Source organism: Hahella sp. CCB-MM4, from assembly GCF_002260525.1.
GTDB lineage: Bacteria > Pseudomonadota > Gammaproteobacteria > Pseudomonadales > Oleiphilaceae > Hahella.
Map to the genome: position 1 here is coordinate 159,512 of NZ_MRYI01000010.1, position 24,072 is coordinate 183,583.

At 50.1% G+C, this 24,072-nt stretch carries 18 protein-coding genes and 2 tRNA genes; 7 read left to right on the plus strand and 13 right to left on the minus strand.

The window, feature by feature from the left end; all coding sequences use genetic code 11:
* Positions 1 to 21: 21 nt before the first annotated feature.
* Positions 22 to 645, plus strand: coding sequence for a LysE family translocator (locus tag BTA51_RS17510; protein ID WP_094709554.1), 624 nt, complete (start codon positions 22 to 24; stop codon positions 643 to 645).
* A 130-nt stretch (positions 646 to 775) separates the two neighbouring features.
* Positions 776 to 1,180 carry a DUF1499 domain-containing protein gene (locus BTA51_RS17515; RefSeq protein ID WP_094709556.1) on the plus strand — a complete coding sequence of 135 codons (405 nt, stop codon included), beginning with the start codon at positions 776 to 778 and terminating at the stop codon, positions 1,178 to 1,180.
* 10 nt (positions 1,181 to 1,190) lie between these two features.
* On the opposite strand, the gene BTA51_RS17520 is transcribed toward BTA51_RS17515, so the two are convergent.
* Positions 1,191 to 1,433: a hypothetical protein gene (locus tag BTA51_RS17520; RefSeq protein ID WP_094709558.1), complete on the minus strand. Its 243-nt coding sequence runs from the start codon at positions 1,431 to 1,433 to the stop codon at positions 1,191 to 1,193.
* Between the two features lie 298 nt (positions 1,434 to 1,731).
* On the opposite strand from BTA51_RS17520, the gene pulA reads away from it, so the two are divergent.
* Positions 1,732 to 8,220: a pullulanase-type alpha-1,6-glucosidase gene (pulA, locus tag BTA51_RS17525; protein WP_094709560.1), complete on the plus strand. Its 6,489-nt coding sequence runs from the start codon at positions 1,732 to 1,734 to the stop codon at positions 8,218 to 8,220.
* Between the two features lie 158 nt (positions 8,221 to 8,378).
* Here pulA and BTA51_RS17530 read toward each other — a convergent pair whose 3' ends face one another.
* The 8 genes from BTA51_RS17530 to BTA51_RS17565 all read right to left on the minus strand — a co-directional run bounded on the left by BTA51_RS17530 (position 8,379) and on the right by BTA51_RS17565 (position 16,441).
* Complete coding sequence (locus tag BTA51_RS17530; protein ID WP_094709562.1) at positions 8,379 to 10,157, minus strand: ABC transporter substrate-binding protein; 1,779 nt, start codon at positions 10,155 to 10,157, stop codon at positions 8,379 to 8,381.
* Between the two features lie 364 nt (positions 10,158 to 10,521).
* Positions 10,522 to 11,160, minus strand: coding sequence for a glutaredoxin domain-containing protein (locus BTA51_RS17535; protein ID WP_094709564.1), 639 nt, complete (start codon positions 11,158 to 11,160; stop codon positions 10,522 to 10,524).
* Between the two features lie 74 nt (positions 11,161 to 11,234).
* Positions 11,235 to 12,158: an isopenicillin N synthase family oxygenase gene (locus BTA51_RS17540; RefSeq protein WP_094709566.1), complete on the minus strand. Its 924-nt coding sequence runs from the start codon at positions 12,156 to 12,158 to the stop codon at positions 11,235 to 11,237.
* Positions 12,159 to 12,239: 81 nt separating this feature from the next.
* Positions 12,240 to 13,016 (minus strand): ABC transporter substrate-binding protein, encoded by a 777-nt coding sequence (locus BTA51_RS17545; protein WP_168188203.1) that lies wholly within the window; start codon positions 13,014 to 13,016, stop codon positions 12,240 to 12,242.
* A gap of 143 nt (positions 13,017 to 13,159) precedes the next feature.
* Positions 13,160 to 13,882, minus strand: coding sequence for a CDP-alcohol phosphatidyltransferase family protein (locus BTA51_RS17550; protein ID WP_094709570.1), 723 nt, complete (start codon positions 13,880 to 13,882; stop codon positions 13,160 to 13,162).
* 1 nt (position 13,883) lies between these two features.
* On the minus strand, positions 13,884 to 14,708 hold the full coding sequence (locus BTA51_RS17555) for a trans-aconitate 2-methyltransferase (protein ID WP_094709572.1): 825 nt from the start codon (positions 14,706 to 14,708) through the stop codon (positions 13,884 to 13,886).
* A 3-nt stretch (positions 14,709 to 14,711) separates the two neighbouring features.
* Positions 14,712 to 15,479, minus strand: a complete 768-nt coding sequence (locus tag BTA51_RS17560) for a sugar phosphate nucleotidyltransferase (protein WP_094709574.1) — start codon at positions 15,477 to 15,479, stop codon at positions 14,712 to 14,714.
* 182 nt (positions 15,480 to 15,661) lie between these two features.
* Positions 15,662 to 16,441: an ABC transporter substrate-binding protein gene (locus BTA51_RS17565; RefSeq protein ID WP_168188204.1), complete on the minus strand. Its 780-nt coding sequence runs from the start codon at positions 16,439 to 16,441 to the stop codon at positions 15,662 to 15,664.
* A 389-nt stretch (positions 16,442 to 16,830) separates the two neighbouring features.
* Here BTA51_RS17565 and BTA51_RS17570 point away from each other — a divergent pair, with 389 nt between their 5' ends.
* Positions 16,831 to 17,589 (plus strand): S9 family peptidase, encoded by a 759-nt coding sequence (locus tag BTA51_RS17570; RefSeq protein ID WP_246841077.1) that lies wholly within the window; start codon positions 16,831 to 16,833, stop codon positions 17,587 to 17,589.
* Between the two features lie 269 nt (positions 17,590 to 17,858).
* Here the strand turns inward: BTA51_RS17570 and BTA51_RS17575 are convergent.
* Both BTA51_RS17575 and BTA51_RS17580 read right to left on the minus strand, forming a co-directional pair.
* Positions 17,859 to 17,935: transfer RNA gene (locus tag BTA51_RS17575), tRNA-Met, on the minus strand.
* 449 nt (positions 17,936 to 18,384) lie between these two features.
* Positions 18,385 to 18,461 (minus strand) — tRNA-Met (locus BTA51_RS17580).
* Between the two features lie 180 nt (positions 18,462 to 18,641).
* Here BTA51_RS17580 and BTA51_RS17585 point away from each other — a divergent pair.
* Positions 18,642 to 19,712, plus strand: a complete 1,071-nt coding sequence (locus BTA51_RS17585) for a GGDEF domain-containing protein (RefSeq protein WP_094709580.1) — start codon at positions 18,642 to 18,644, stop codon at positions 19,710 to 19,712.
* Positions 19,713 to 19,764: 52 nt separating this feature from the next.
* On the opposite strand, the gene BTA51_RS17590 is transcribed toward BTA51_RS17585, so the two are convergent.
* On the minus strand, positions 19,765 to 20,778 hold the full coding sequence (locus BTA51_RS17590; RefSeq protein WP_094709667.1) for an AraC family transcriptional regulator: 1,014 nt from the start codon (positions 20,776 to 20,778) through the stop codon (positions 19,765 to 19,767).
* Between the two features lie 251 nt (positions 20,779 to 21,029).
* Between BTA51_RS17590 and BTA51_RS17595 the strand changes: the two genes are divergently transcribed.
* Positions 21,030 to 22,226: a CaiB/BaiF CoA-transferase family protein gene (locus BTA51_RS17595; protein ID WP_094709582.1), complete on the plus strand. Its 1,197-nt coding sequence runs from the start codon at positions 21,030 to 21,032 to the stop codon at positions 22,224 to 22,226.
* Here BTA51_RS17595 and BTA51_RS17600 read toward each other — a convergent pair.
* Positions 22,223 to 23,116, minus strand: coding sequence for a LysR substrate-binding domain-containing protein (locus BTA51_RS17600; protein WP_094709584.1), 894 nt, complete (start codon positions 23,114 to 23,116; stop codon positions 22,223 to 22,225). The genes BTA51_RS17595 and BTA51_RS17600 overlap by 4 nt on opposite strands.
* Before the next feature lie 100 nt (positions 23,117 to 23,216).
* Between BTA51_RS17600 and BTA51_RS17605 the strand changes: the two genes are divergently transcribed.
* Complete coding sequence (locus BTA51_RS17605; protein ID WP_094709586.1) at positions 23,217 to 24,071, plus strand: PhzF family phenazine biosynthesis protein; 855 nt, start codon at positions 23,217 to 23,219, stop codon at positions 24,069 to 24,071.
* The last annotated feature ends 1 nt before the right edge of the window (position 24,072 follow it).

A 24,072-nucleotide genomic window follows, 5' to 3' on the forward strand; every position in this document is an offset into this window, starting at 1 on the left:
TCGCAACATAAGGTCTATCGAATGGAAAGTTATGTGATATTCGTCATTATTGCCACGATCACCGTGTTAAGTCCGGGTCCAGGAGTCCTGCTGACGTTGACCAACGCCATTCGATATGGTGCCGGCGGAGCGATAGGGGGGATTCTGGGAATTGCTTTTGGTACGTTCATTGTAGCCGGAGTATCGGCGACAAGCCTGGGCGTTCTGCTGGCTGCTTCATCCGTGGCTTTCACGATCATGAAGTTCATTGGAGCCGCCTATCTTATTTACCTCGGTATTAAGCTGTGGCGCTCGCCAGCCGTCAAAATTGATCAGGATGGGTTTACTTCGACTGGAAAGCCGAGAAAGAAAAGAAGACAGTTTCTCGAGGGGCTGACTCTGCAATTGACCAACCCGAAGGCTGTGTTCTTCTTTATGTCCATCTTCCCCCAGTTTGTCGATTATTCCTCTAACTATTCCAATCAATTTCTATTGCTGGTGGTCACTTACAGTGCTCTGGTGGTGATGATTCATATGTTATATGCCCATTTGGCCAAAATGGCTCGTGGCTGGCTGTCTTCAGATCGCGGGGGGAAGATCGTGAATAGAATCGGTGGCGGTACATTCATGTGCTTTGGCATAGGTCTGGCCTCAGCCACAAGATAAAGCCTCTTTTTATTATCTATCCGGGCAGGTGTCGAATCGAATAAAAACCTGGTAGTAGACCTACTGGGTTTTACCCACGACCGGGGCTAAGCTATAGATATCAGGCAAACCACTTGAAAGGGAGATTTCCATGCTGGCAGGTAAGCGCCCTCAGAATATTGGAGTCAAAAAAGGGAAATTGTCTTTATGCTCCGGTAAGCCCAACTGTGTGTGTAGTCAGGATGAGCGAAAACGTCACGGAATTACCCCTTTGAAATACGAAGGTTCCCCGGAAGGAGCCCTGCAAAAACTGAAGAAGATTGTTTCAAGAATTCCCGGAGCGACGCTTGTAGAGGAGCGTGACGGCTATCTGTATTTTGAGTGTGCGACTAAATGGCTAGGGTTTGTAGACGACTTGGAGTTTTTCTGTGACGCGGAACATTCCTTGATCCATGTGCGTTCAGCATCAAGGTTGGGGTATTCCGATCTTGGAGTGAACAGAAAGCGGGTGGAGCATATCAGAACGTTATTCTCCACCCCTGTTTCTGTTTCCTGACGGCCGGGTATCAGCTGGGGCTTAAAATATGCAATGCTTGGTTTAAGGTGCGGTTTGCCCCTTTTTGATCGCCAGCCTTGCAGAGATCTTCTCCCTGTTTCTTAAGCTCTCGAGCTTGTGACTTGGTTTTTGAGTCTACAGAGCTGTGTAGCAACTCGTAGTCCACTTCTTTCACAATTTTGGTGCAGTCAGCAAAAACAGGGGCGCTGATCAGAGCAACGCTGACAGCCATGGCGGTAAATACAGATTTCATGTGAGTACTCCTTAAAACATAAAGTGAAGCCGCTTTCACTTAGTTACTGGCTATTATTATAGTGTGTCAGCCCAACTAAGACTCAATTCCCTAAACGTCGACTCGTTAATAATACTTCAAATTGATATCTCTCAGGGATGATAGAACTAACACTTTTGCGAAAAAAGTGGTTTGAGCTGTTTTTATTGATCTCCCCCCTCTCAACCTTTTTCCTACGCCCCGGCCGCTAAGGGCTGGGATGATGTGAATTTGGTGGTTATCGGTATGGTTTGTTACAAAAAATAACAGGGAAATCACCATGACACATAACCTGCTCCTCTCCCTCAGCAGGGCATTCGCCTTGCTGTTTGTGCTTCTGGCGTTGAGTGCCTGTAAAGAGCGCTCTATTCAGGACGAAGTCTTCTACTTTGTTTTACCAGATAGATTCCATAACGGAAACCCTTCCAATGATATCGGAAACATCCCGGGAACCCGGGACGATAATGGTTTTGATCAGCAAGACGAGGCCTACTATCACGGAGGTGATATTGCCGGCCTGTTGCAAAAACTGCCCTATCTGAAGGAGATGGGGGTAACGGCAATCTGGATGACTCCTGTGTTCCGAAACGAAGCTGCGATCCCCAGTGGGGCGGGCTACCATGGATATTGGACACTGGATTACACCCACATCGACCCTCACCTGGGAACCAACGAGGAGCTTTCTCAATTGATAGAGAAAGCACACAAAATGGGTCTGAAGGTGTTTTTTGACATCGTGGTGAACCATACCGCTGATGTGATCGGTTATGACGAATGTCACAATCCGGATGGTACGTTGAAGGACGGTATGGATAGCTGCCCTTATGTGGATAGCTCTCAGTCCGCTTATACACCGTTTATCCCTGCCGGTCGTGAAAATGACAAGGTTCCGGCCTGGTTAAATGACCCTGCCCATTACAATAATCGCGGTGACAGCACCTTCTCTGGTGAATCAAGTATTCTGGGTGATTTCTATGGGCTGGATGATCTGAACACTGCGGATCCTCAGGTTGTTGAGGGGATGGTGGATATATTCAAATTTTGGATATCCGAATTCAAAATTGATGGTTTCCGGTTGGATACCGTCAAGCACGTGGATATGAGCTTCTGGCAACAATGGACTCCGGAAATTTTGGCCCATGCGGAAGCTGAAGGGGTACGTAATTTCTTTATTTTCGGAGAGGTGTTTGACGGAAGTCCCAGAGTCATCAGCCGCTATACCACAGAAGGACAGATTCCTTCCGCCTTGGATTTTGGTATGTATTTCGCCGCCAGAGATGTTTTCGCCTATAACAACGGCCCGTCTCGGCTTGCGGGAATTCTTGCGGATGACGATTGGTATACCGACGCGGACAGCGATGCCGGTACCCTGATGAATTTCGTCAGTAATCACGATGTTGGGCGATTAGGCCGGGAAATTCGCAACGCTAATCCCAATGAATCTGACGCTGATCATCTTGCCCGACTGAAACTGGCGTATGCACTCAACTACTTTGGGCGTGGCATTCCAGTGGTTTACTACGGAGATGAACAAGGATTTACCGGTGACGGCGGTGATACGGGTTCTCGCGAAGATATGATGCCCAGTCAGGTCCTCAGTTATAACGACAATGACTTGATTGGTACCGATGCGACCACCGCCGATGACAACTTTGACCGGCGCCACCCCATGTACCGTGCCCTTAAAGCCTATGCCGAGGTATTGGATCATTACTCCGCGCTGCGACAAGGGCGTATGTTTATACGTCATGTGGACGATGCAACCGGCCTGTTTGCGTTTTCCAGAGTCCTGGATAACGATCCCAAAGAGGTGCTTGTTGTCATGAACACCTCCGCAGAAGAGCAGAGTCTGACTCTTCCGGCGACCAGTGACCGGTATAAGCCGGTATATCCGAAGTCACTCTCTCTGAATGCAGACACCTCCGGTGATGTCACTATCACGATTCCTGCATTATCCGTCAGGATTTATCAGGGGCGGCAGAAAATCTCAACACCAGGCATCGACACTGTCTCTTTGCTGTTGGACCCGATGAAAAAGGTCAGTGGCCGTTTTGAGGTTCCGGCCCAGATCCAGTGGGAAGACAATACTCTGTTGCCAATGTCCATGGTCAGCTTTGAAGTCAGTGTTAACGGCGGTGAATTTGAAGGCATCGGTACCGATAAGACTCCCGACTATCGGGTGTTTTATAACGCTGACCAACATGAAGCGGGAACCCTACTGACGTTTCGCGCGAAAGCGAGGAATCCATGGAGCTGGCAGCAGGTCTCTGAGGAAGTGACTGTGGAGGTCGGTGCAGAACCAGGGCTGAATATCATCTTCAAGAAACCCGAGGATTGGGGAAATAGTGTCAACATCTATTATTGGAATGCCGTCCCCCAGTCTGGTGTGGACTGGCCTGGTGTTCCTGCCGAGGCTATGGGCAATGGTTGGTTCCGTTTCCAGTTTGATGATGGAGTCCAATTTGCGAACCTGATTTTCAATGATGGTCAGGGGCACCAAACCGCTGATCTGTCTCGTGATACAGACGGCTGTTACATCAACTCAAGTTGGGTGGATGCGTGTAATCCCGATACCGACGGGGGCAGCGAGCCGGGAATATCGGTTTATTTCCGCAAGCCCGTTGGCTGGGGGATACCTAATGTCTATTTCTGGAATGCCGAAGTTGAAGGGCCCGAATGGCCGGGGCAGGCGATGGAGTCTCTGGGCGATGATTGGTTCAGCTACACGTTTCCCGACAACGTCCAGGCGGCCAACCTGATATTCAACGACGGGACCCATCAAACCGCTGACTTGTACCGTGAGGGGGATGGCTGCTACTCGGTTTCAACTGAAAGCTGGACCGACAGCTGCGCCATTCCTGGTTTTAAAGTCTATTTTGAGAAACCGGAAGACTGGTCAAACGCACTGATCTATTACTGGAATACCAATGCCCCCGCGGGCGGTGTTTCCTGGCCCGGTGTTGCCATGGAAGATCTGGGTAAAGGTTGGTTCAGCTATCAGTTTCCCGCTGGTGTGACCGCTTCAAACATTATTTTTAACAATGGGGAAGGCGCCCAGACGACCGATTTATATCGTGAAGGTGATGGATGCTATGACATCAGCGGTGATGTCTGGAGCGATGATTGCGATCATCCTCAGCCCGGAATTCTTGTGCGTTTCAAGAAACCTGATGGGTGGGGAGATGCTATCAATGTTTATTACTGGAACGCCGATCCTGCCCCGGCAGTGGAGTGGCCCGGAGTTTCTGCGACCTATCTGGGCGAAGGCTGGTATGAGTATCAGTTTCCCGCGGATGTCTCTTCAGCGAATCTGATTTTCAATGATGGTCAGGGCAACCAGACGGGGGATCTCTTCCGTGATAAAGACGGTTGCTTCGGCGAGAACGATGACAGCTGGAGCGATACCTGTGTGGTACCTGATAATCGGGTAGTGACCATCGATGGTTTCCGGGCGCATTGGCTGAACAGCAGTCAGCTGGTATGGCAGGCGCTGGACAGCCGCGCTTCAAACTACAAGTTACTGTCATCAAGCTCTGCGTCCATTGTCATTGAAGACAATGTGGTCGCGGGAGCTGAACAGTCCTTGGATCTGGTTACGGGAGGTCCTCTGTCAGATGCCTCCAAGGCAAAATTCAAGCACCTTGCGGATTGGCCTGTTTATACCCTTTCTGCCTCTGAGGAAGAAATTAAGTCAGCCTTGAAGGGACAGTTGGTGGTTGCTTCATATGATGCAGACGACCATCTGCTGGAGGCTACCTATGTACAGACGCCAGGCGTGATTGATGAGCTGTATTCCTATGCGGGGCAATTGGGCTTTGTTGTCAATGACGGACAATTCAATCTGCGGTTGTGGGCACCAACGGCTCAAAGTGTCAGGTTGAAGCTCTACGATGCCGATAAGGATCTGCTTGAAACCTTAACTCCTACGTCACAGGAAAACGGTGTCTACACCTTTGCGGGAAATAGTGGCTGGTTGGATCTGTTTTACCGATTCGAAATACAGGTTTATCACCCGGCAAATGATCAGGTTGAAACCTACGAAGTGACGGATCCGTATTCCTTAAGCCTGAGTATGGATAGTCAGTACAGTCAGTTTGTGGATATTGCCAATGATCCGACGTTGAAGCCTGCGGGATGGGATTCTCTGGTGAAAAGTCTTCCGGCGCACAAGGATATCAGTATCTATGAAGGTCATATCCGGGATTTCAGCGCCAATGATCCAGTGGTACCGAAAGCCTATCGCGGTAAATATAAGGCGTTTACCTATGACGGTGAGAACGGCATGGCACTATCTGCCGGTATGGCGCACCTCAAGGAGCTGAAGCAAGCAGGTCTGACTCATTTTCATGCGCTGCCGGTTAACGATCTGGCTTCAGTGAAAGAAAACCCGGATGATCAGGTGAACCTGGATGACCCCTATAGTCGGCTGTGTGACAAGGTATCTGTTCCGGCGGTTCAGGAAGGTTGTGAGGAATTCGGTGACACATCTATTCGCGATGTGTTTACCCAATTGAAGGACGCGGACCCGGTTAATACGCGCATTCAGGCGATTAATTATGATATGCGTACCGAGGGATTCCCGTCGGTTGATGGCTTTAACTGGGGGTATGACCCTTACCATTTCAATGTGCCGGAAGGAAGCTATGCCACGAATCCAGAGGGGAAAACCCGAATTTTGGAATTCCGCGAAATGGTCAAGGCGCTGGACGAAATCGGACTGAAGCTGGTGGTGGATGTGGTGTTCAACCATACCTATGCGTCAGGTTTATATGACAAGTCCGTGCTGGATAAAGTCGTCCCCGGATACTATCACCGGCGTAATGCGACCAATGGGGACGTTGAGTCCTCCACCTGCTGTGACAACACCGCGGCCGAGCACGCCATGATGGAGCACCTGATGGTGCAGGCGCTGAAAAACTGGGCACAATACTACAAAGTGGATGCTTTCCGCTTTGACCTGATGGGCCATCACCCTAAAGCTGTTATGGAGGATATCCAGCAGGCATTGGCTACGCTGAATTCAGTTGAACATGGGGTAGACGGAGCCAATATATATATCTACGGAGAAGGCTGGGACTTCGGTGAAGTGGCGGGCAACCAACGTTTTGAACAGGCGACACAGCCAAACATGGCGGGAACTGGAATCGGTACCTTCAATGATCGTCTGCGTGATGCTGTGCGAGGTGGTAATTTTACCGATCGGGGACGTGCCCAGGGCTTTGCCAATGGAAATGAAACCTACCCCAATGGAGTAACCGGCGGCGCCAGCAGTATTGGTGATCAAGCGGACCGGATTCGTATCGGGCTGGCCGGAAATCTTAAAAATTACCCATTTGAAGACAATGCCGGCAATGTCACTACCGGGCAGAGTTATTCCGGGGTTGGATATACAGCGGATCCCCAGGAAAATATTGTCTATATCGACAAGCACGACAATGAATCCCTATGGGATAACACGCAGGCCAAATTGCCGGATAACCTGGGAATGGATGCTCGCGTCCGGGTTCAGGTATTGAGTCAGGCATTTGTTAACTATGCTCAGGGGGTCCCATTCCATCAGATGGGAACTGACCTGTTGCGTTCCAAATCCATGGGACGGGATAGTTTTGATGCAGGAGACTGGTTCAACAAAGTGGATTTCACCAAGCAGGACAATAACTGGGCGGTAGGACTTCCTTCCCAGGATAAGAACGGACCCCGCTGGACGGTGATGTCTGAGATTATGAGCAATCCGAATATTGCGCCGCAGCCGGAGCATATTGAGCTGGCTTCGCGTCTGTTCCAGGAGCAGTTGTCCGTTCGCTACTCGACGCCGTTACTGAGACTGGACAGTGCCGATGATGTCAATCGCCGGCTGAGTTTTCTTAACTCCGGTGCAGGACAGATACCAGGATTGATTGTGATGGCAGTCAGCGATGGCAGCTGTGCAGGTGTGGATCTGGATAGCGAGCTGAACGGTCTGGTGATTCTGTTTAATGCTGATGATGAAACTCTGACGTTCTCTTCCCAGGCTCTGGCCGGGCAGTTATTTGAGCTGCACCAGGTTCAGCAAACCGGCGTTGATACGATTGTACGCTCAGCGAACTATGATTCAGGCGCTAACAGCTTTAGCATTCCGGCACGAACGGCTGCTGTATTTGTTGCCAGGCAGTCTGGCGGGCAATCAGATTTTCCCTGCAATCCTCAGTACGGCGTGATTACAGAACCCGGCTTTACTGTGTATTTCAATAACACAGAAGGATGGGATGCTGTAAGCGTCTATTACTGGGAGACCAGCCCGGAAACCCCAGCTGTGGACTGGCCGGGTGTTCCCATGACCGATCTTGGGGATGGTTGGTATAGCTTTACCTTTCCCAATGGTGTGACTGCTGGCAACCTGATCTTCAACAATCAAGGTGCTGGCGGGCAGACGACTGACCTGTACCGCGAAGGGGACGGTTGCTACAGTATTGCTGGAGACTGGACAGATGAATGTACCTTGCCGGGCTTGAAGTTCTGGTTTGAAAAGCCTGCGGAGTGGAGCGATTTACCCAATCTGTATTTTTGGGGAGCTGCAGTAGAGGGGGCTGGCTGGCCGGGTACGCCGATGGAAGATTTGGGTAACGGTTGGTACTTTTTCCAGATGCCGGAAGGTGTGCGGTCTACCAACTTGATATTCAATGATGCGGGAGCTTCGGGGAGTGGAGCTCAGACAGCAGATTTGTTTCGTGACCTGAACGGTTGTTATTCACCCGAGACCGGCTGGAGTAACAGCTGCGTTCTTCCTTAAAGAAAACCCAGCCTGGCCAACTAGGGCCAGGCTGGGCTCACCTTGGTTATCTTCCTAAAAACTGCTTGTTGTTTGTTCTGTTGTTTGTTCTGCTTTTCTATTTAGCTCTTTATATAACGCTTTCTACATACCTTTTACATAACTTTCTACATGACTCTCTACATAACTCGGCCTTCCTTCCATGCCTGCAATAGCCGGTCATAAGGCACGGTAATCCCTTTGGGTTTTTCATTGCTGAGCTTCGGCTTGGGCGAGCCTGGTTGTTGCAGCCAGTACACTTCACCTTCCACTTCACTGGCGTCTTTGATTATGGGAGCACAAGTTTGCAGCTCAGCTTTACGCTGGATAACTGCCATGGCTCTGTCCTGTTTTTCAGCCAGATGATCAAGAGCAGCTTTGGCGGATTTTTCGCCCGTCACTGCACTGGCGATGGTCTGCCACCAGTATTTGGAAAGCTTGGGATAATCGGGAACGTTAACCCCTGTCGGAGTCCAGGCTTTGCGGGCAGGGCTCAGATAGAATTCAACCAGCCCGCCTAATTTGGGAGCCACCCTTTGCATTGCCGTCGATCTTAGATCGGATTCCCTGATAGGAGTCAGGCCCACCAGTGTTTTGCGTAATGAGACTGTTTTGGCCACGGTGAATTGGGCATAGAGCCAGGTGGCTTTCTGGCGGGTCTGTGTCATGTTTTTGGGAATCGTCCAGGATCCCGCGTCCTGGTAACCCAGTTTCATGCCCTCTTTCCAATAAGCTCCGTGGGGGGAGGGAGCCATGCGCCACTTTGGGGTTCCATCTTCATTAACGACCGGCAGGCCCGGTTTGGTCATATCTGCGGTAAAGGCGGTGTACCAGAATATCTGTTGAGCGATCTGGCCTTGTGCGGGAATTGCGCCGGCTTCAGAGAAGTTCATATGGATAGCTTCAGGTGGCGCATATTCTTTCAACCATTTGATATATTTTTCCAGGGCGTACACTGATGCCGGGCTGTTTGTCGCCCCACCTCTGGCCACGCTGGAGCCAACCGGATGACAGCCGTCGATCCGGATGCCCCATTCATCTACGGGTTTGCCGTTAGGAAAGCCTGCATCTCCGGATCCTGCCATGGAGAACCAGGCATCGGTAAAGCGCCACCCGAGAGAAGGATCACGCTTGCCGTAATCCATATGGCCATAGACCCGTTTGCCGTCTAATTGTTTGACGTGATTGGTAAAGAAGTCGGCAATGTCTTCGTAGGCTGACCAGTTAACCGGAACGCCCAGCTCATAGCCGTAGATTTTCTTGAATTGTTTCCGCAGCTCCGGCCGCTGGAACCAGTCATAGCGGAACCAATACAGGTTGGCGAACTGCTGGTCCGGCAGCTGATAGACTTTGCCATCCAGTCCGGTCACAAAGCTCATGCCAATAAAGTCGTCGGTGTCCAGTGTCGGCAGAGTGACGTCCTTACCCTCGTTCTGCATATAGTCGCTCAATGCCAGAATTTTCCCTGAGCGGGAATGTGTGCCGATATTGTCTGAATCATTGATAAAAGCGTCATATCGATGCTGGTCAGAGATGAACTGAATCCATAAACGTTCGATGACGGTACCTTCCGGTTGCAACTCATGATTTACCTTGATGCCGGTGATCTCAGCAAAGGCCTTGGCAAGTACCTGGGATTCGTATTCATGTGTCTTGATGGTTTCAGACAGAACATTTAGTTCCAGGCCCTGATAAGGCTTTGCAATGGTTGCAAACCAACTTAACTCCTCGATTTGCTGATCCCGGCTGATAGAAGAATCTTTAAATTCGGTATCAACCCAGTGTTCGATAACTGCACGTTGTTTCGGGCTTATCTGATCGGCGTATGAAGCTTGAGAAGGAGTGGAGCTTAGGAGCAGGGAAGTGGCAAGGCACGCGGAGGCGATGGAAGTATGTAAACCTGTTGTGATAGTTTTCATTTTTCATATACCACGTTCGTTTTATGTTTGTTTTTAGCGGGCATTTCTTAGCCTTCATTTTGTCCAGGTCACTTATTTTTCAAATGTTTTTTGTCTAAGTCCTGCACATTTGCTCAACTTTGGCCAGGCTTTGAGCGGATTATTTATTATGACCTATAAACGAAAGTAGCATAGGGAAAAGGAACTAAAAAGTAAAAAAAAGAAAATATATGAAAGAAAAAGTGATAATTCGAAAGGTTTGGGTGGGAAAACAAACAATTGGGTGCAGGAAGGAGTTATCGGTGATAAAACCTGGTTTGGTTATATCACCGAAATAAGGAAGAAGACGCAGTTAGAAGCAGGAGGCGCGGAACTTATTGTCAGCTTAACTGCCGACAAGCTTACTGATTTTCTTAGGGTTCATTCCTTCTACGCGATGGTAGCCGATGTAGGTAACCGGATACCCGGAAATGCTTAAAGCTCTGATCAGCTGTTCTTTATTACTGGCTTTTTCAACATCAATTTCTTCGTAGTCGATGTTGTTTTCTGCAAAGTATTCCCGCATTTTCTTGCAGTAAGGGCACCAACTCGCGCCATACATGATCACTTTATCTGAACCATCTGAATTGAAATGCCGTTCAAACAGCTCCATTTCTTCTGAGGTCAGGTACTTGTCACCAAAGTTAACCGCCAACACCGAAGCAATTTCCCCTGTTGCATCACTGTAACTGCGTTCACTCCCGGCAACGATCAGAGGAAATGAATTGGGGGCCTTAAGGTCTCTCCAGATCGCCATGTTCTCTTCTGAATCATTGACATTGATCAGTTGAAAGTCGACCCCTCTCTCTTGAAGATCGTTGATAGCCTTATCACAGGGAGTAGCGCATTCATTGAAAGTGAACATAATGGTTTGAGCATTGCCGTCGGAGGCAAATCCAACGCCAGGATCAAGGAATGGTATCCACTCCGGTTTATACTGATAGATGGCCGCACAAGCGACGATCAGAACCAAAAACTTCTTCATGGAATATCATTCCCTGGTGACATCAAACACGTTCGAGTCAAAGACTCGGCGAGACGTGATTATTTCTATTGCAGTTATTTAGTCAAGCCTATCTCACGCAACCGTTCCAGCAGATAGTCATGGGAGCTGATTGGCGGATAACGTTTAGGATTATCTTCGGTAACACACTGCGGTAACGAGTCAAGCGATACGTCCGGGTTCGGGTGCAGGAAGAACGGGATAGAGTAACGGCTGTGTCTGGCGGCATCTCCGTCCGGATTGACAACCCGATGGGTCGTGGATGGATACACATGGTTCGTCAGGCGTTGCAGCATGTCTCCAACGTTACAGACAATCGTGCCGGGAATCATGGTAATTGGAACCCACTGATTGTGTTTGTTAAGAACCTCCAGTCCGGCCTGCTCGGAACCTACCAACAAAGTGATCAGGTTAATATCCTCATGAGCAGCCGCCCTGACGCTGGCAGTCTCGCCTTCCGGCAGAGGAGGATAGTGCAATGGTCGGATAATGCTGTTGCCAAGATTTACCTTGTTATCGAAGAAGTCTTCACTTTCACCGAGAGTTAGGGCAAATGCCGAGAGCATCCGGCGTCCGAGGCTGTCCAGGGCCTTATATAACGACAACATGGTCGTTTTGAATTCTGGCAGTTCCTCTGGCCAGATATTGGGCTGGAGTTGCGGATAAGGGGGTACACCTTCAATGTCTCTTCCCACATGCCAGAATTCTTTCAGATCTACATGTTGAGCGTCTTTGGCGATTTCCGTTCCAAACGGGGTGTATCCGCGAGTGCCGCCGTTGTCCAGGAAGTATTTCATTTTGACTTCCTCGGGCAGGGCAAACAGAGACTCCGTAACCTTGAGTGACTTCCGAATCAACTCTGCATCAATGCCGTGATGCGTAATACCGGCGAATCCCCAACTTTTGTAGGCTTCAGCGAAGTCCTTCAGAAATCCCTCTTTGTCGGTCTCGAACCTGGATATATCTAAGCTTGGTATCATTGGCGTTTCTCTATTTTTGTAACAATTCAGTCGGTGGCTATTGTTACCTCATCGACGGCATTTGTCATCGGTAAGGTGACGTCAGTTGCTCATTCCCTGATATTTCTCAGACAACTGGCCTATCCACCCGTCCCGATTCAGGGTGGTCAATGCTTTATCGATCTGCATCATCAGGTTTTCTGGGACGGACAGGCGGCTGGCAATATAGTGGAAAGTTGTGGCATGAATGGGGAGGGGGTGGACTTCAAAGCTGTCAGGCGTGTTGTCCTCTATGGCAACACTTTGAATGACAACCGGATCTGCGAGAAAAGCATCGATCCGGTTGGCCAGGAGCTTTCTGAGGTTTATGGCTTCGGCTACCACGTCTTCGATGACGATATTTCCGGACTTCTTATCAATGATCCTTGCCATTCTCTCGCCGTAGAAATAGCCCCGGGTAATACCCAGGTGTATGTCACTGTTCTGGAAGTCCTCGAAAGTTTTGAACGGAAACTTATCGAGCTCACCCCGCCGAATGATCAGGCTGTATTTTGAGGTTCTATATGGAATCGAGTACCAGGCAAACTCTTCTCTTTCACTGGTGTATTGGGTGGAGCTTGCCAGATCGATGTTGCCGTTTTTAAGTTCAATCAGGTGGCGTTTGAAGGGGGTTTCGATAAATTCTATCTGACAGTCGATTTCTTTCGATACCTGTTGTATCAACTCGATATCCAGGCCGGTGAGCTTGCCTTCCTGGTCCCGGTACATATAGGGCTCCCAGGATTCCCATCCCATTGACAATGGCCGCTCGCAGCCGGCCATGGCTTCCGGGAGGAAAAGAATAGAAAAGATAAAAGCAAGCATCCTCAATGTTGTCACAACACTCATTCCCTGTTTTTGGCGCATAGTTGTCAGGTAAGTTGATCAGTAATCTGGTATTACCGCCTTGGTTACAACGTTCCGGCTGTTTATTGTAGTCGTTTTGGTGGTTAATTGGGCTAGTGGCTATGCAAATTTTGTAGTCATCGTGTATCTGGCAGATCCCTGCTGGGGGAGGGGCTGAGCATTGATAGAGCAACTCTGAAGAATGACAGCACGTAGGAGCCAATAATAACCACTGTCGAGGCTCCAACCAGCCAGGGGCTGGGGTAAGCCACCAGAAGAAGCAGGAAGGCATTCAGGGCAATGATGGGGACTGGCGTGCGGATCAGATTTCTGATCAGCCAGGGCATGGTGGTGGTAAATTGCAGGCTGATGGAATGAACGACAAAAAGTACCGGCAGAGCCAGACTGGCAGAAATCCAACCCAGGTCGGCCAGCAGCCAGACCAACAGGCAATGACGCATCAATTCATTGGTAGGGGAGCCTCCGGATGGGGTGTCGGAAGAGAGTCGTCGGGTGGAACGAATAACGATGGAACAGGTTGCCAGGAAGCCTGTCACCATTCCGAAGACGTCGAGGGATGACGCCAACGCCAGCACAATACCGCCGTGAACTACAGCATCACAAACATTATCCAGGTGTGCCCCGAATTGGCTGCGGATATTCAGCCAGCCGGCGATCAGTCCGTCGAGGTCGTCTGCGATGTTGTTCAGTACTATTACCCAGGGAATCCAGCTTAACCCTTCAGGCAGTAGTAATAACATCAAAGGAGCGATGCCCAGTAAAGAGACCAGGTTGGCGGTATTGCGGTAACCCGATTGCCAAATTGAGGTACGTTGAATAATGCTGTCTGGAACCGGCATGTTAAGGTCTGATTCTCCTGGCGGTTTTGGGTCGTAGTAGGAAAAAGTGGTTTTGCAGAACCGGAAATTCACGATCTGATTTTCTCAACAAACCCGGCAGCCAGCCGCTGGAAGCGCGCAGACCCCAGTAAACTGATCCACCCACAACGGGGAGCATCTGCCATTTTTGAGGGACGGAGGATTTCCAGTGCTTGACGGTTTCGCAGCCGATCTGCAGCAGCTCGTAGGCAGTATTCAGCTGAATTTGGGACAACTCCAATCCCGCATCCGCAAACAGCGCTTCATAGTGCTTGATGGTTCGATAGATCACCGAGTAATCGCCCTGTTTGTGCTGGGTCATGGATCTTACGGTTGATTCCCGGGCCAGGATTACGCCTGTGGTTGAGAGGTTATTCCGCAGGTGAGTCAGAAGTTTCGTGTTGTCATCGTCACTCAGATACATTAACAACCCTCCAAGAAAGGCGAGATCGACTTTTCTGCTGGGTTGGTAGGAAAGGGCATTGCCGCAGTAAGTGTGGACATTGAGATGCCGCTGGCATCTCAGCTCCAGCTGTTCATATAGCGAGCGGCTTGCCTCCACGGATTCAACCCGTCGAAACCGGCTCGCCAGCCATTGAGTCCAGTGACCCACTCCGCTGCCCAGATCCAGGGCGAGGTCATTATTTTCCAGGCCGCTTAGCAATGACTCTGCTATGGCCAGTTCCTTTTTAAGCCTGTATTTCCCTGCACCCTGCGGGAAACCGAAGCCGTCCATCATGTAGGGACCCATCAATGATGGGCTTACCCGGTCAAAATAGTGCCTAACCCTGGCTGTATCGATTTGCACGACTTATCCCCTGTGGCCTGCCTGTGCGATATTTTTCATTGATATCATACGCTGTTTTGCGGCTTGCAGGTCATCTAAAGTATCAATTTCATACCAGCGGTCGGGATCGAACTTCACCGCTTTCATCTTCAATTGACCTGCCGCCACCAATCCTGCAAAAGCGGTTTCATAATAGGCATCAAGCCGGCCGGCTTTGACCATTTTCTGAATGCCCTGAAGAGCTCTTTTCCAGGAGGTCTGCGAGAAGCTGTAAATATTAACGGTCTTGTAGCTGTTCGGTGGAATCTCCTCTGGAGGCTGAATAAATTGTATGACCTCCTCATTTTCCCCTACCTCGACATGAGAGCCGTTCATCCAGGGCTGGGTAGGGGAGACGGCAATTCTGTCAAACTCAAGCATGGCTTCAAGCTGGTCACCGTCGAACACCAGATCGGACTCAAGCAGCAGGAATGGTTCGGTGATCGCGCTTCGTGCAAGCCACAAAGAATAGATATTGTTGGTTGAGGCGTAGTGGGGGTTGTTGATCCACTCTACGCTAAAGTCCGGAGCATGCTCTTCTAAATAACGCTTAATGTGATCGCCCATATAGCCAATCACCATCACCAGATGGCTGATGCCATGCGATCGAAGATGTTTAAGTTGTTGATAGAGAATGGTTTCTTCGCCTACCCGGGTCAGGCATTTGGGGGCCTGTTGGGTCAATGGTTGAAGTCTGGAGCCAGTACCTGCAGCAAGGATGACAGCAGTTCGGATATGGTTCTTGTTGTTCATGGTATCTCCTTAATGCACCACGCGGGTTCCATGTTCGACAAAATCCATTTTCAAACGCTGTTCAGTCTACAACTCAATAGACAGTGGGATGAACTTCCGAACCGGGTGTGCACCCCGAATGGGGCGCACCGGAGAGAATAGAGCTGTTTCAATAACAGGCCCCGGCGGAACCTAATTGGTTCTCAAGGGGGCGACATTCCATACTTCCGTTGAATTCGTGTAAAAGTTCCGTTGTCCTTGATAGTTTGCAGAGCGTCCTGGAACAGGCGGATAACCCGCTCAGGTGTCTCCCGATTAAACCCAAAATAATATTCCTGACCACCGCTGAGCAGCACCGTTTTTTCGACTTTTGAAGGGTCGTAGCCTTCCTTGTTCAGGATGAAATAAGTGGTCAGCTCAAGGCCGTAAAAAAAATCGATGCGCTTGTTAAAAAGTAGCAGAAAATTTCGGGTTTGGTCGTCGACAGAGTGAATATTTACATCGAACTTAAATCCATGTTCCAGTAATTGCCGCTCGCCGGCTTCACCCCGGACCGTACCTACCCGGAATTGTTTGACATCCTCCAGAGTGGAAACCTTGATATCGTGCCTGGACTTCAGTTTCCACAAATAGATTTCCCGGCTGGCAATAGGCCCTACCCAGTAAAACAGAGGTTCTCTTTCCTCTGTTCTGGCGAGGGTGAATACTGCGTGGTTCGGGTGTTTTAAGGTTGTCTGATAGGCCCGGTTCCAGGGAAAAATCTGAATGGTCGTTTCAATGTCCACCAGATCAAGCATGGCATTGAGGATATCGATTGTGTATCCAGTGGCTTCTCCCTGATCGTTCACATACTCAAACGGCGGCCAGTTAGAATGCAGAAACGTCACTGCTGGAAAAGAAGTGTCTTTTGCTAATGCCTGATGACTGATTAGCGACATACATATCAATATCCCTATCCGGCGTAGTAAAACCAATATATCCATAAAATCACTCCACATGTGTGCCCAGAGTTTCTGTCGAATCACTGTGCCCTTGGCTCGATGTTGGGAGTATTTTGCCGCTGGTGCTCTTCAATGAGCGGCAATTTAGCCCGGTTGTTATTGTTGTCAGCTGCACTTCTATCTAAAAGTGTATGTTCAATTGGCCAAATCGCCTAATTGAGATGTGTCAAAACACACATTAAAAATGTAGGTGCCAAATAGGCCAAAGGATATAGGTGTAAATGCCTATGTGTTTTGTGTGCTGATATTGGCTTCATAAATCACTTCTTTTGCATCCCGCTAACATGGCTGGTGACATTGTGTCGGCATGTCTGCCGGTTGAACGGTTAACGGCGGTGTGCCCCCGATGTCTCTTGGAAAAAGGATTTACAGTGCTTTCCATCGTTCGAAGATTGCTACCTGAGTTTGGTACCACCTATGGCCCCGCGGGAGAAGGACCTTTTCCGGCAGTGTTGCTTTTGCATGGCTCTGAAGGAGGTCTCTCCGGATGGTCGCATCGAAATGCGGTGATTCTGGCTGCCCATGGATATATTGCCTATCCGCATGCCTATTCGCGTGGCGGTAATGCCTGGAATGCGGGTGCCATTCAGGATGTGCCGCTTGATAGGACTGTTGAGGCATTAGCCGCCCTTCGAAATTTTGAATTCTGTTCCGGAAAAGTTGGGCTTTATGGCATCTCCCGGGGAGGGGAGCATGCGTTATTGGTGACATCATTGATGGCCTCTGAGGGTGGAAGCAATCTTCCGGATGCAGTCGCTGCGCACTCTGCGGCGGATGTCGTTTGTGGAGCATTTGATGCACGAAAATGGCGGGACGCAGGAGATCCGGGCTGGCAGGCCTGGGATCCCGGCGAAAGAGCCTGGCAATGGCGGGGGTCCTCGGAAAGCCTTAAACCCACCACGCCAATTGAAATCGAGCGATACAACGGCCCGGTCTTCTTGAGTCATGGAACCAGGGACAGAGTGTGGAGTGTGGAAATGACTCGAAGGTTGGAAGAACGTCTGCGCCCAGTGAATCCATTGCTGGAAACCCATTACTACGAAGGGGAAGATCACACCTGTCGGAGCGATGCCGAAAATGTGCACCACGAGAAACTAATAGGTTTTTTTGATCGCCATTTGAAGCCGTGACACCGGCAAGGCGTCGGGGAGGGGGCAGGATTTGATCGGGCCTCGCAGGTGGGCCGGCCATCCGGCTAAGACCGTCGACTTTCCTTCACGCGGTGCTGGTGACGATACAAATAAAAAAGGCCTGATAAAAATCAGGCCTTTAGAATGCTGGTTGCGGGGGCAGGATTTGAACGGGCCGGCCATCCGGCTACGACCGTCGACTTTCCTTCACGCGGTGCTGGTGACGACACAAATAAAAAAGGCCTGATAAAATCAGGCCTTTAGAATGCTGGTTGCGGGGGCAGGATTTGAACCTACGACCTTCGGGTTATGAGCCCGACGAGCTACCAGACTGCTCCACCCCGCGTCAACGAGGTGCGTATACTACGGATCCAACTCAGTGCCGTCAACAGCAATTCGATTTTTAATTTTGGCGCAGAGGCTGGATCTGGTTTTGACTTCCTGTTAAGCGAGCGATCCGGCAGGCAGTGCTGGTGATCGCGCAAATAAAAAGGCCTGATAAAAATCAGGCCTTTAGAAACTGGTGCGGGGGGGGGCAGGATTTGATCCGGGCCTCGCAGGTGGGCCGGCCATCCGGCTAAGACCGCCGACTTCCTTCACGCAGTGCTAGTGACAGCACAAATAAAAAAGGCCTGATAAAAATCAGGCCTTTAGAATGCTGGTTGCGGGGGCAGGATTTGATCCGGGCCTCGCAGGTGGGCCGGCCATCCGGCTACGACCGTCGACTTTCCTTCACGCGGTGCTAGTGACAGCACAAATAAAAAAGGCCTGATAAAAATCAGGCCTTTAGAATGCTGGTTGCGGGGGCAGGATTTGAACCTACGACCTTCGGGTTATGAGCCCGACGAGCTACCAGACTGCTCCACCCCGCGACAACGAGGGGCGTATATTAAGGATCCGTCCCGGTGCCGTCAAGTCCCGTGGAAAAATAAATTTAAATTATCTGGATAAGATGACATTTTGTTTAAAAACAGTACTATTGAATGCAGTGACGATAGTGCTTAATGTGTCCTCATCTTCTTCAAAGCTGCTCATATCCGACGTCAAGTTTGATGGAAACACTAGAAGAGCTCATTGCAAGAGCCAAGAAAAATGAAGAAATCGCCCGCAACCTGTTTGATATTGAGGTGGCGATTCTCAATATTGCCGAGACCAAGACGTTTCTCGAACATCTCCTATCCGTTGTCACGGATAAATTTAATATCGCCTTCGGTTGGTACTCTGTTATCGATAACACGCACAACCGTCCTCTGATAAATGCTCTGCGTGAATCCGATGACCTGGCACGTCGGTGGGTGGCAGTCAATTCGGTGGAGTATCTCGAAGCGACCAAGGGATGCCGTAAACCTTTACTGGATCATGCCCAACTGTCCCGTTTCTTCCTCCTGACACCACCTGACCTGAGAACCAAAATCCGGTCTATCGCGATTCTGCCGCTGTTATTGGAAGGGCGCATTGCTGGCAGCCTCAATCTTGCTGACATTACCCAGGATCGCTACCGCTCGGACAAAGAGAGTTTCTTTCTGAAACAATTGAGTGTGAAAGCCTCGTTGTGCCTGAGCGCCGTTGTCGCGAGAGAAAAAGTGGCCTATCTGGCAACCCGGGATCCATTAACCCAGTTGAAGAACCGGCGGGAGATGGAAGACACACTGGAGCGTGAGTTGAGTCGGGTTGCCCGCCATGGTTCGCCTTTGGGGTTGGCTTTTATTGACTGTGATGACTTTAAACAGGTTAACGACTCTTACGGACACGATATTGGGGACGAATACCTGAAACATGTGGCGGGTTGTCTCAATAGTCTGCTGCGTAAAACGGATATGGCTTTCCGCTTTGCCGGAGATGAGTTTGTCCTGTTGCTGCCGAATCAGGATGGACAAGGCGCGATACAAATGGCTGAACGGATTCAGCAATACCTTCATGAGAATCCATTAGTCATTGACGAGGTGATGGTTCCAGTGAGAATCAGTATCGGGGCGGCATCTACAGATCAGATACCGGAGCTCTCTGCGCGTGCGCTGCTGAAATATGCCGATAACCGGCTATATGAGCAGAAACGTCAGAGAAAAGCGGGGCCGTCTCTTGCGGAATCAGCTCCTCAAAGTTCGTTCCCTGAATTCGAGTAAGTTGACGACCTGGCCCTCGGGTTTCTCGTTACGGACTTTATTCAATCTTGAATCACCGTTCCCTGGCCGAAGATTCGCGATACTCTCCCGGCGTTAGTCCTGTCCATTTCTTGAATGCCCGATGAAAAGTACTGGGCTCTGTAAATCCGACCTTGAATGCGATTTCGTTGATGGAAAAATCGTGGCGCCCCAGGTAGTAGATTGCCGTATCCCGACGCATATGATCTTTGATTTCCTGGTAGGAAGTATTCTCGTCCTTCAGGCGTCGCCTTAATGTTTGCGGGCTGACATTGACCTGGGAGGCAACGTACTCAAAGTCCGGCAACGGCTGGCTCAGGTCTTTGCCCAGAATGGCCCGAATACGCGCTGTGTAGGTATGGCTATCGTCTGGCTTGGCCAGCAGGTCCGCTGGCGAAGATTTGAGGAATTCCTTTAATGCCAGCTCGTCCTGTATGACCGGCAGATGAAGGTATTTCCTGTTAAACACCAGCCTGGTTTCCTGCTGGTCGAAATGCAGGGGACAATTGAACAGATGGTGATAATCCGCAGAGTGTGCGGGTTCCGGATAATTAAAATAAGCGCCATCCAGAATGATTCTCTGCCCGGTTAGCCAACAGGAAAACCGGTGCCAGATAACCAGCCAGCTTTCCTGCAGAAAGTGGTAGGGATCATGCAAATCAGATTCGGAGGTGATGACCATGGCTGCCTGGTCGTCATACTTTTTCAACTCCATTCCCAGCGGCTTCTCAAATAGGGAGTAAAAGGCGTTACCTCTCAGGAGCACACTTTCCAGGGTGGTGCAGTGAATCACCAGATAGCCCATTGTGGCAAAGGTGCCGGGTTTGCTGCGAAGACTGGTGAAGCCCATGAATTCGTCTTGCATGGTCGCCCAGATGGTCTGTATCAGCTTGGTATATTGAGCAGCTGAAACTCTCGCTTTAGGGTTGCGAAGTACTTCTGTAGGTATACCAGCCTTTGACAGTATGACGGCAGGTTCCACTCCTTGCTTAATGGCTCCGCTGATCGCGGCTTCAACGAAGTGACTGGAAACAGTGATTTTGTCCATTTTCAATGAATTGTTTTCTAAGAAATTTTTCCCAGGAGGTTTTCTGCATAGGATACGTTGATCCGGATCGAAATAGCCAATGCTTATGGTGATTTTTCCCATTGCCCGACAGCAGTCTCCGCTGGAGACTATCAATCTGACTATCCTGTCTAAATATGGTTTCTACTGATACAGATATCGCTAATACCAATATCGTTTAACAAAAATATCGTTTAACAAAAATATTGTTTCAATCAATCGGTGTAAGACTTATGACGGTGCCACTATCAGGTCTCAAAATTCTTGATTTCAGTACCCTGCTGCCGGGGCCGTGCGCCACGATGATGCTGGCGGATATGGGGGCAGAGGTGTTGCGGATTGAATCTCCTACCAGGATGGATCTATTGAGAGTGGTGCCGCCGATGACTGGAAAAGTCTCCGCCAGCCACGCTTATCTTAACCGTTCAAAACGTTCTGTTGCTCTGGATTTGAAGAAAGCCCAATCCAAAGAAGTTATCGCCAGGCTGCTGGACGACTACGATATCGTTGTCGAACAATTCCGGCCCGGTGTGATGGATAAGCTGGGGTTAGGATACGAGCAGCTGAAGGAGATCAATCCAAGGCTGATCTACTGTTCGATTACCGGTTACGGGCAGACTGGTCCATATCGAAACCGGGCAGGGCACGATATCAATTATCTGGCATTGGCGGGAATTAGTTCCTACAGCGGACGCAAGACTTCCGGCCCTCCCGCATTGGGCATCCAGGTCGCGGATGTGGCGGGAGGCTCCCATCACGCGGTGATGGGGATTCTGGCGGCGGTGATACAGCGTATGAATACCGGACAGGGAACGCACATCGATATTTCCATGTGTGATGCGGCATTTACCATGAATCATATGGCTATGGCGGCTCATCTGGCCACGGGACATGATCCGGAGGCTGAAGATTCTCCTTTGAATGGTGCCGGAGGCTACGACTATTTCGAAACCTCGGACGGCCGCTATGTTTCTGTCGGGGCGTTAGAGCCGCAATTTGTTCAGAGACTATGTCAAATATTGGATATCGCCGATCTCAGCATGCTGATGCTGAGTCAGAAACCCGAGGATTGCAGCAGAGTCAAAACTGCTCTGGCTGAGGCATTCAGGCAAAGGGATCTGGCTCACTGGCAGGGAGTATTTGCCAATGAAGATGCTTGTGTCGAGCCGGTCCTGTCACTGTCTGAGAGTGTGCAGCATCCCCAGTTTGTCGAGCGGGAAATGATTTGTGAGGTGTCTGACGGTAAAGGTCATAGCCAGCGGCAGCTGGCCAGCCCTATCCGATTTTCCGGTACGGCGACGAGGCCACCGTTCATCGGCGCTGAACTTGGTGAGCATACTCACCAGGTTTTGTTTGAAGCCGGATATACGGAAGAGCAGATCCATGCCATGAATGATTTGGGATTGTTCGGCAAGACCATGAAGCTCTAGGGCCGGGAAAACTGCTCCTTCAGCCAGTCGTGAAACAGGCGGATCTTGGTCCAGTTTGCCCGTTCATAGGGAGTAAGAAAGAAATAGTTGAAAGGTGCCTTAAATCGAGAGACCGGCAAAGGCACCAAGCTTCCACTGGCAATGGCGTCAGCTGTTATCAACGAGCGCCCGAGTGCAATGCCTTGTCCTGCCAGTGCCGCCTGTAACACCAGCTCAGTCCTGCTGAAATATATGATGTCGTTACTGACGGGTATCCCGGTCGTTTCCGACCATTGATTCCAGCTTTTCATGCAATTATCGGAGCCGTCGTTTCGGGTGCTGAGCAGGGTGCATTGGCGCAGAAGATCAGCTGGGTTATCAAGTTGCATTCTGTCCAGGAGTATGGGACTGCAAACGGGAAATATCTCTTCGGTTCCCAGACGCTCGCTGAAAAAACCGGCCGGGGATTCGGCAGAGAACCGAATGATCACATCTGCCTGACCCGACCCTGGCGTTCGTATCTGCTCTTCTGTATTCAGATAAATCCTGATATCTGGGTGGCGTTGGTGAAAGTCTGACAAACGCGGCAGTAACCAGTACATGCCAAAGGTGGTAAATGTTTCCACCTGCAGCGTTCCCTTTGCCTGTTCACTGTTGATTTCATCGAGTGCACCGTCAATTTCTGCCAGCGCACTGCGATATGCCTGAATCAGGCGATCCCCTTGTGGTGTGAGGCGTAACTGCCGGGTTGTACGGATCAGGACCGGGAACCCGAGTTTTTCCTCCAGACGCTTAATGCGTTGACTCATGGCACTTTGGGTGATGCCTACCTGTTCCGCCGCTGCGGAAAAGCCTTTCAGGCGAGACACTGCCTCCAGATAGCGGAGTTCGGAGAGAAGTAAGCTATTCATTAATCTGTCTAATAAGTATATCAGTCGTTAAATCCTTTTCGGGTGCCCATAATAGCTCTTAATTAGTTTGGTTTGAAAGGCTTTGCCTAGCGGAGGAGTAATGAATAAAAATCTCAGACTGATAAGCTCATTTGTGGAAAATGGTATAGGAGGGAACCCCGCCGGAGTTGTATTGAAAGCTGACGGGATGGATGAAAACCAAATGCAGGCACTGGCAGCTGAAGCAGGGCTATCCGAAGTGGCATTTGTATCTCATTCAGATATTGCGTCTGTCAAACTGGATTTCTTTACTCCGAACAAGCGAATTGCTCATTGCGGCCACGCGACTGTGGCAGCTTTCTCAGTTATGGCACAACAGGGTTTGTTGAAGGATGGCCAGCACAGCAAGGAAACCGTTGATGGCATTCGTCGTATTCGTATAGAAGGTGATAAAGCTTTCCTGGAGCAAATGAAAATCAGCTCGGCTGCATTATCGGAGGAGTATTATCCCAATCTTTCGGAAGCGCTTGGTGTACCGATAGACAGTTTTGTGAAGATTGCTCCGCCGGCATTGATCAATAATGGTGTGGGCTGGTTGGTCGTTATGCTGGAAAGCCGGGAGGAATTGGCTCAACTGAAGCCCAATTTAGCCTGGATCAGGATTCTCAGTGAAGCTCTCGATCTTATCGGTTTCTATGTCGTCAGCCGTGAAACCCTGGTGACTGGCAGAACTCTGAGCGCCCGCATGTTTGCGCCAAGCTATGGCATCGATGAAGAGTCTGCCACCGGCATGGGTGCAGGGTGTGCCGCTATTTATCTGCACGATTTTCTTGAGTATGAAAATCAGCAGATATTGGTTGAGCAGGGCCATTTGATGCATCCGCCCTCACCAAGCCTGATCGAAGTGGAACTGGAGGCCAGAAGTGGCGTCATCGATCGTTTGTGGGTTGGAGGCTCCGCTGGGGTGATGGAGTAAT

Coding starts and splice junctions, on each gene's coding strand:
- BTA51_RS17510 (WP_094709554.1), top strand. CDS start 22: ATGGAAAGTTATGTGATATTCGTCATTATTGCCACGATCACCGTGTTA.
- BTA51_RS17515 (WP_094709556.1), top strand. CDS start 776: ATGCTGGCAGGTAAGCGCCCTCAGAATATTGGAGTCAAAAAAGGGAAA.
- BTA51_RS17520 (WP_094709558.1), bottom strand. CDS start 1,433: ATGAAATCTGTATTTACCGCCATGGCTGTCAGCGTTGCTCTGATCAGC.
- pulA (WP_094709560.1), top strand. CDS start 1,732: ATGACACATAACCTGCTCCTCTCCCTCAGCAGGGCATTCGCCTTGCTG.
- BTA51_RS17530 (WP_094709562.1), bottom strand. CDS start 10,157: ATGAAAACTATCACAACAGGTTTACATACTTCCATCGCCTCCGCGTGC.
- BTA51_RS17535 (WP_094709564.1), bottom strand. CDS start 11,160: ATGAAGAAGTTTTTGGTTCTGATCGTCGCTTGTGCGGCCATCTATCAG.
- BTA51_RS17540 (WP_094709566.1), bottom strand. CDS start 12,158: ATGATACCAAGCTTAGATATATCCAGGTTCGAGACCGACAAAGAGGGA.
- BTA51_RS17550 (WP_094709570.1), bottom strand. CDS start 13,882: ATGCCGGTTCCAGACAGCATTATTCAACGTACCTCAATTTGGCAATCG.
- BTA51_RS17560 (WP_094709574.1), bottom strand. CDS start 15,479: ATGAACAACAAGAACCATATCCGAACTGCTGTCATCCTTGCTGCAGGT.
- BTA51_RS17565 (WP_168188204.1), bottom strand. CDS start 16,441: ATGGATATATTGGTTTTACTACGCCGGATAGGGATATTGATATGTATG.
- BTA51_RS17585 (WP_094709580.1), top strand. CDS start 18,642: ATGGAAACACTAGAAGAGCTCATTGCAAGAGCCAAGAAAAATGAAGAA.
- BTA51_RS17590 (WP_094709667.1), bottom strand. CDS start 20,778: ATGGACAAAATCACTGTTTCCAGTCACTTCGTTGAAGCCGCGATCAGC.
- BTA51_RS17595 (WP_094709582.1), top strand. CDS start 21,030: ATGACGGTGCCACTATCAGGTCTCAAAATTCTTGATTTCAGTACCCTG.
- BTA51_RS17600 (WP_094709584.1), bottom strand. CDS start 23,116: ATGAATAGCTTACTTCTCTCCGAACTCCGCTATCTGGAGGCAGTGTCT.
- BTA51_RS17605 (WP_094709586.1), top strand. CDS start 23,217: ATGAATAAAAATCTCAGACTGATAAGCTCATTTGTGGAAAATGGTATA.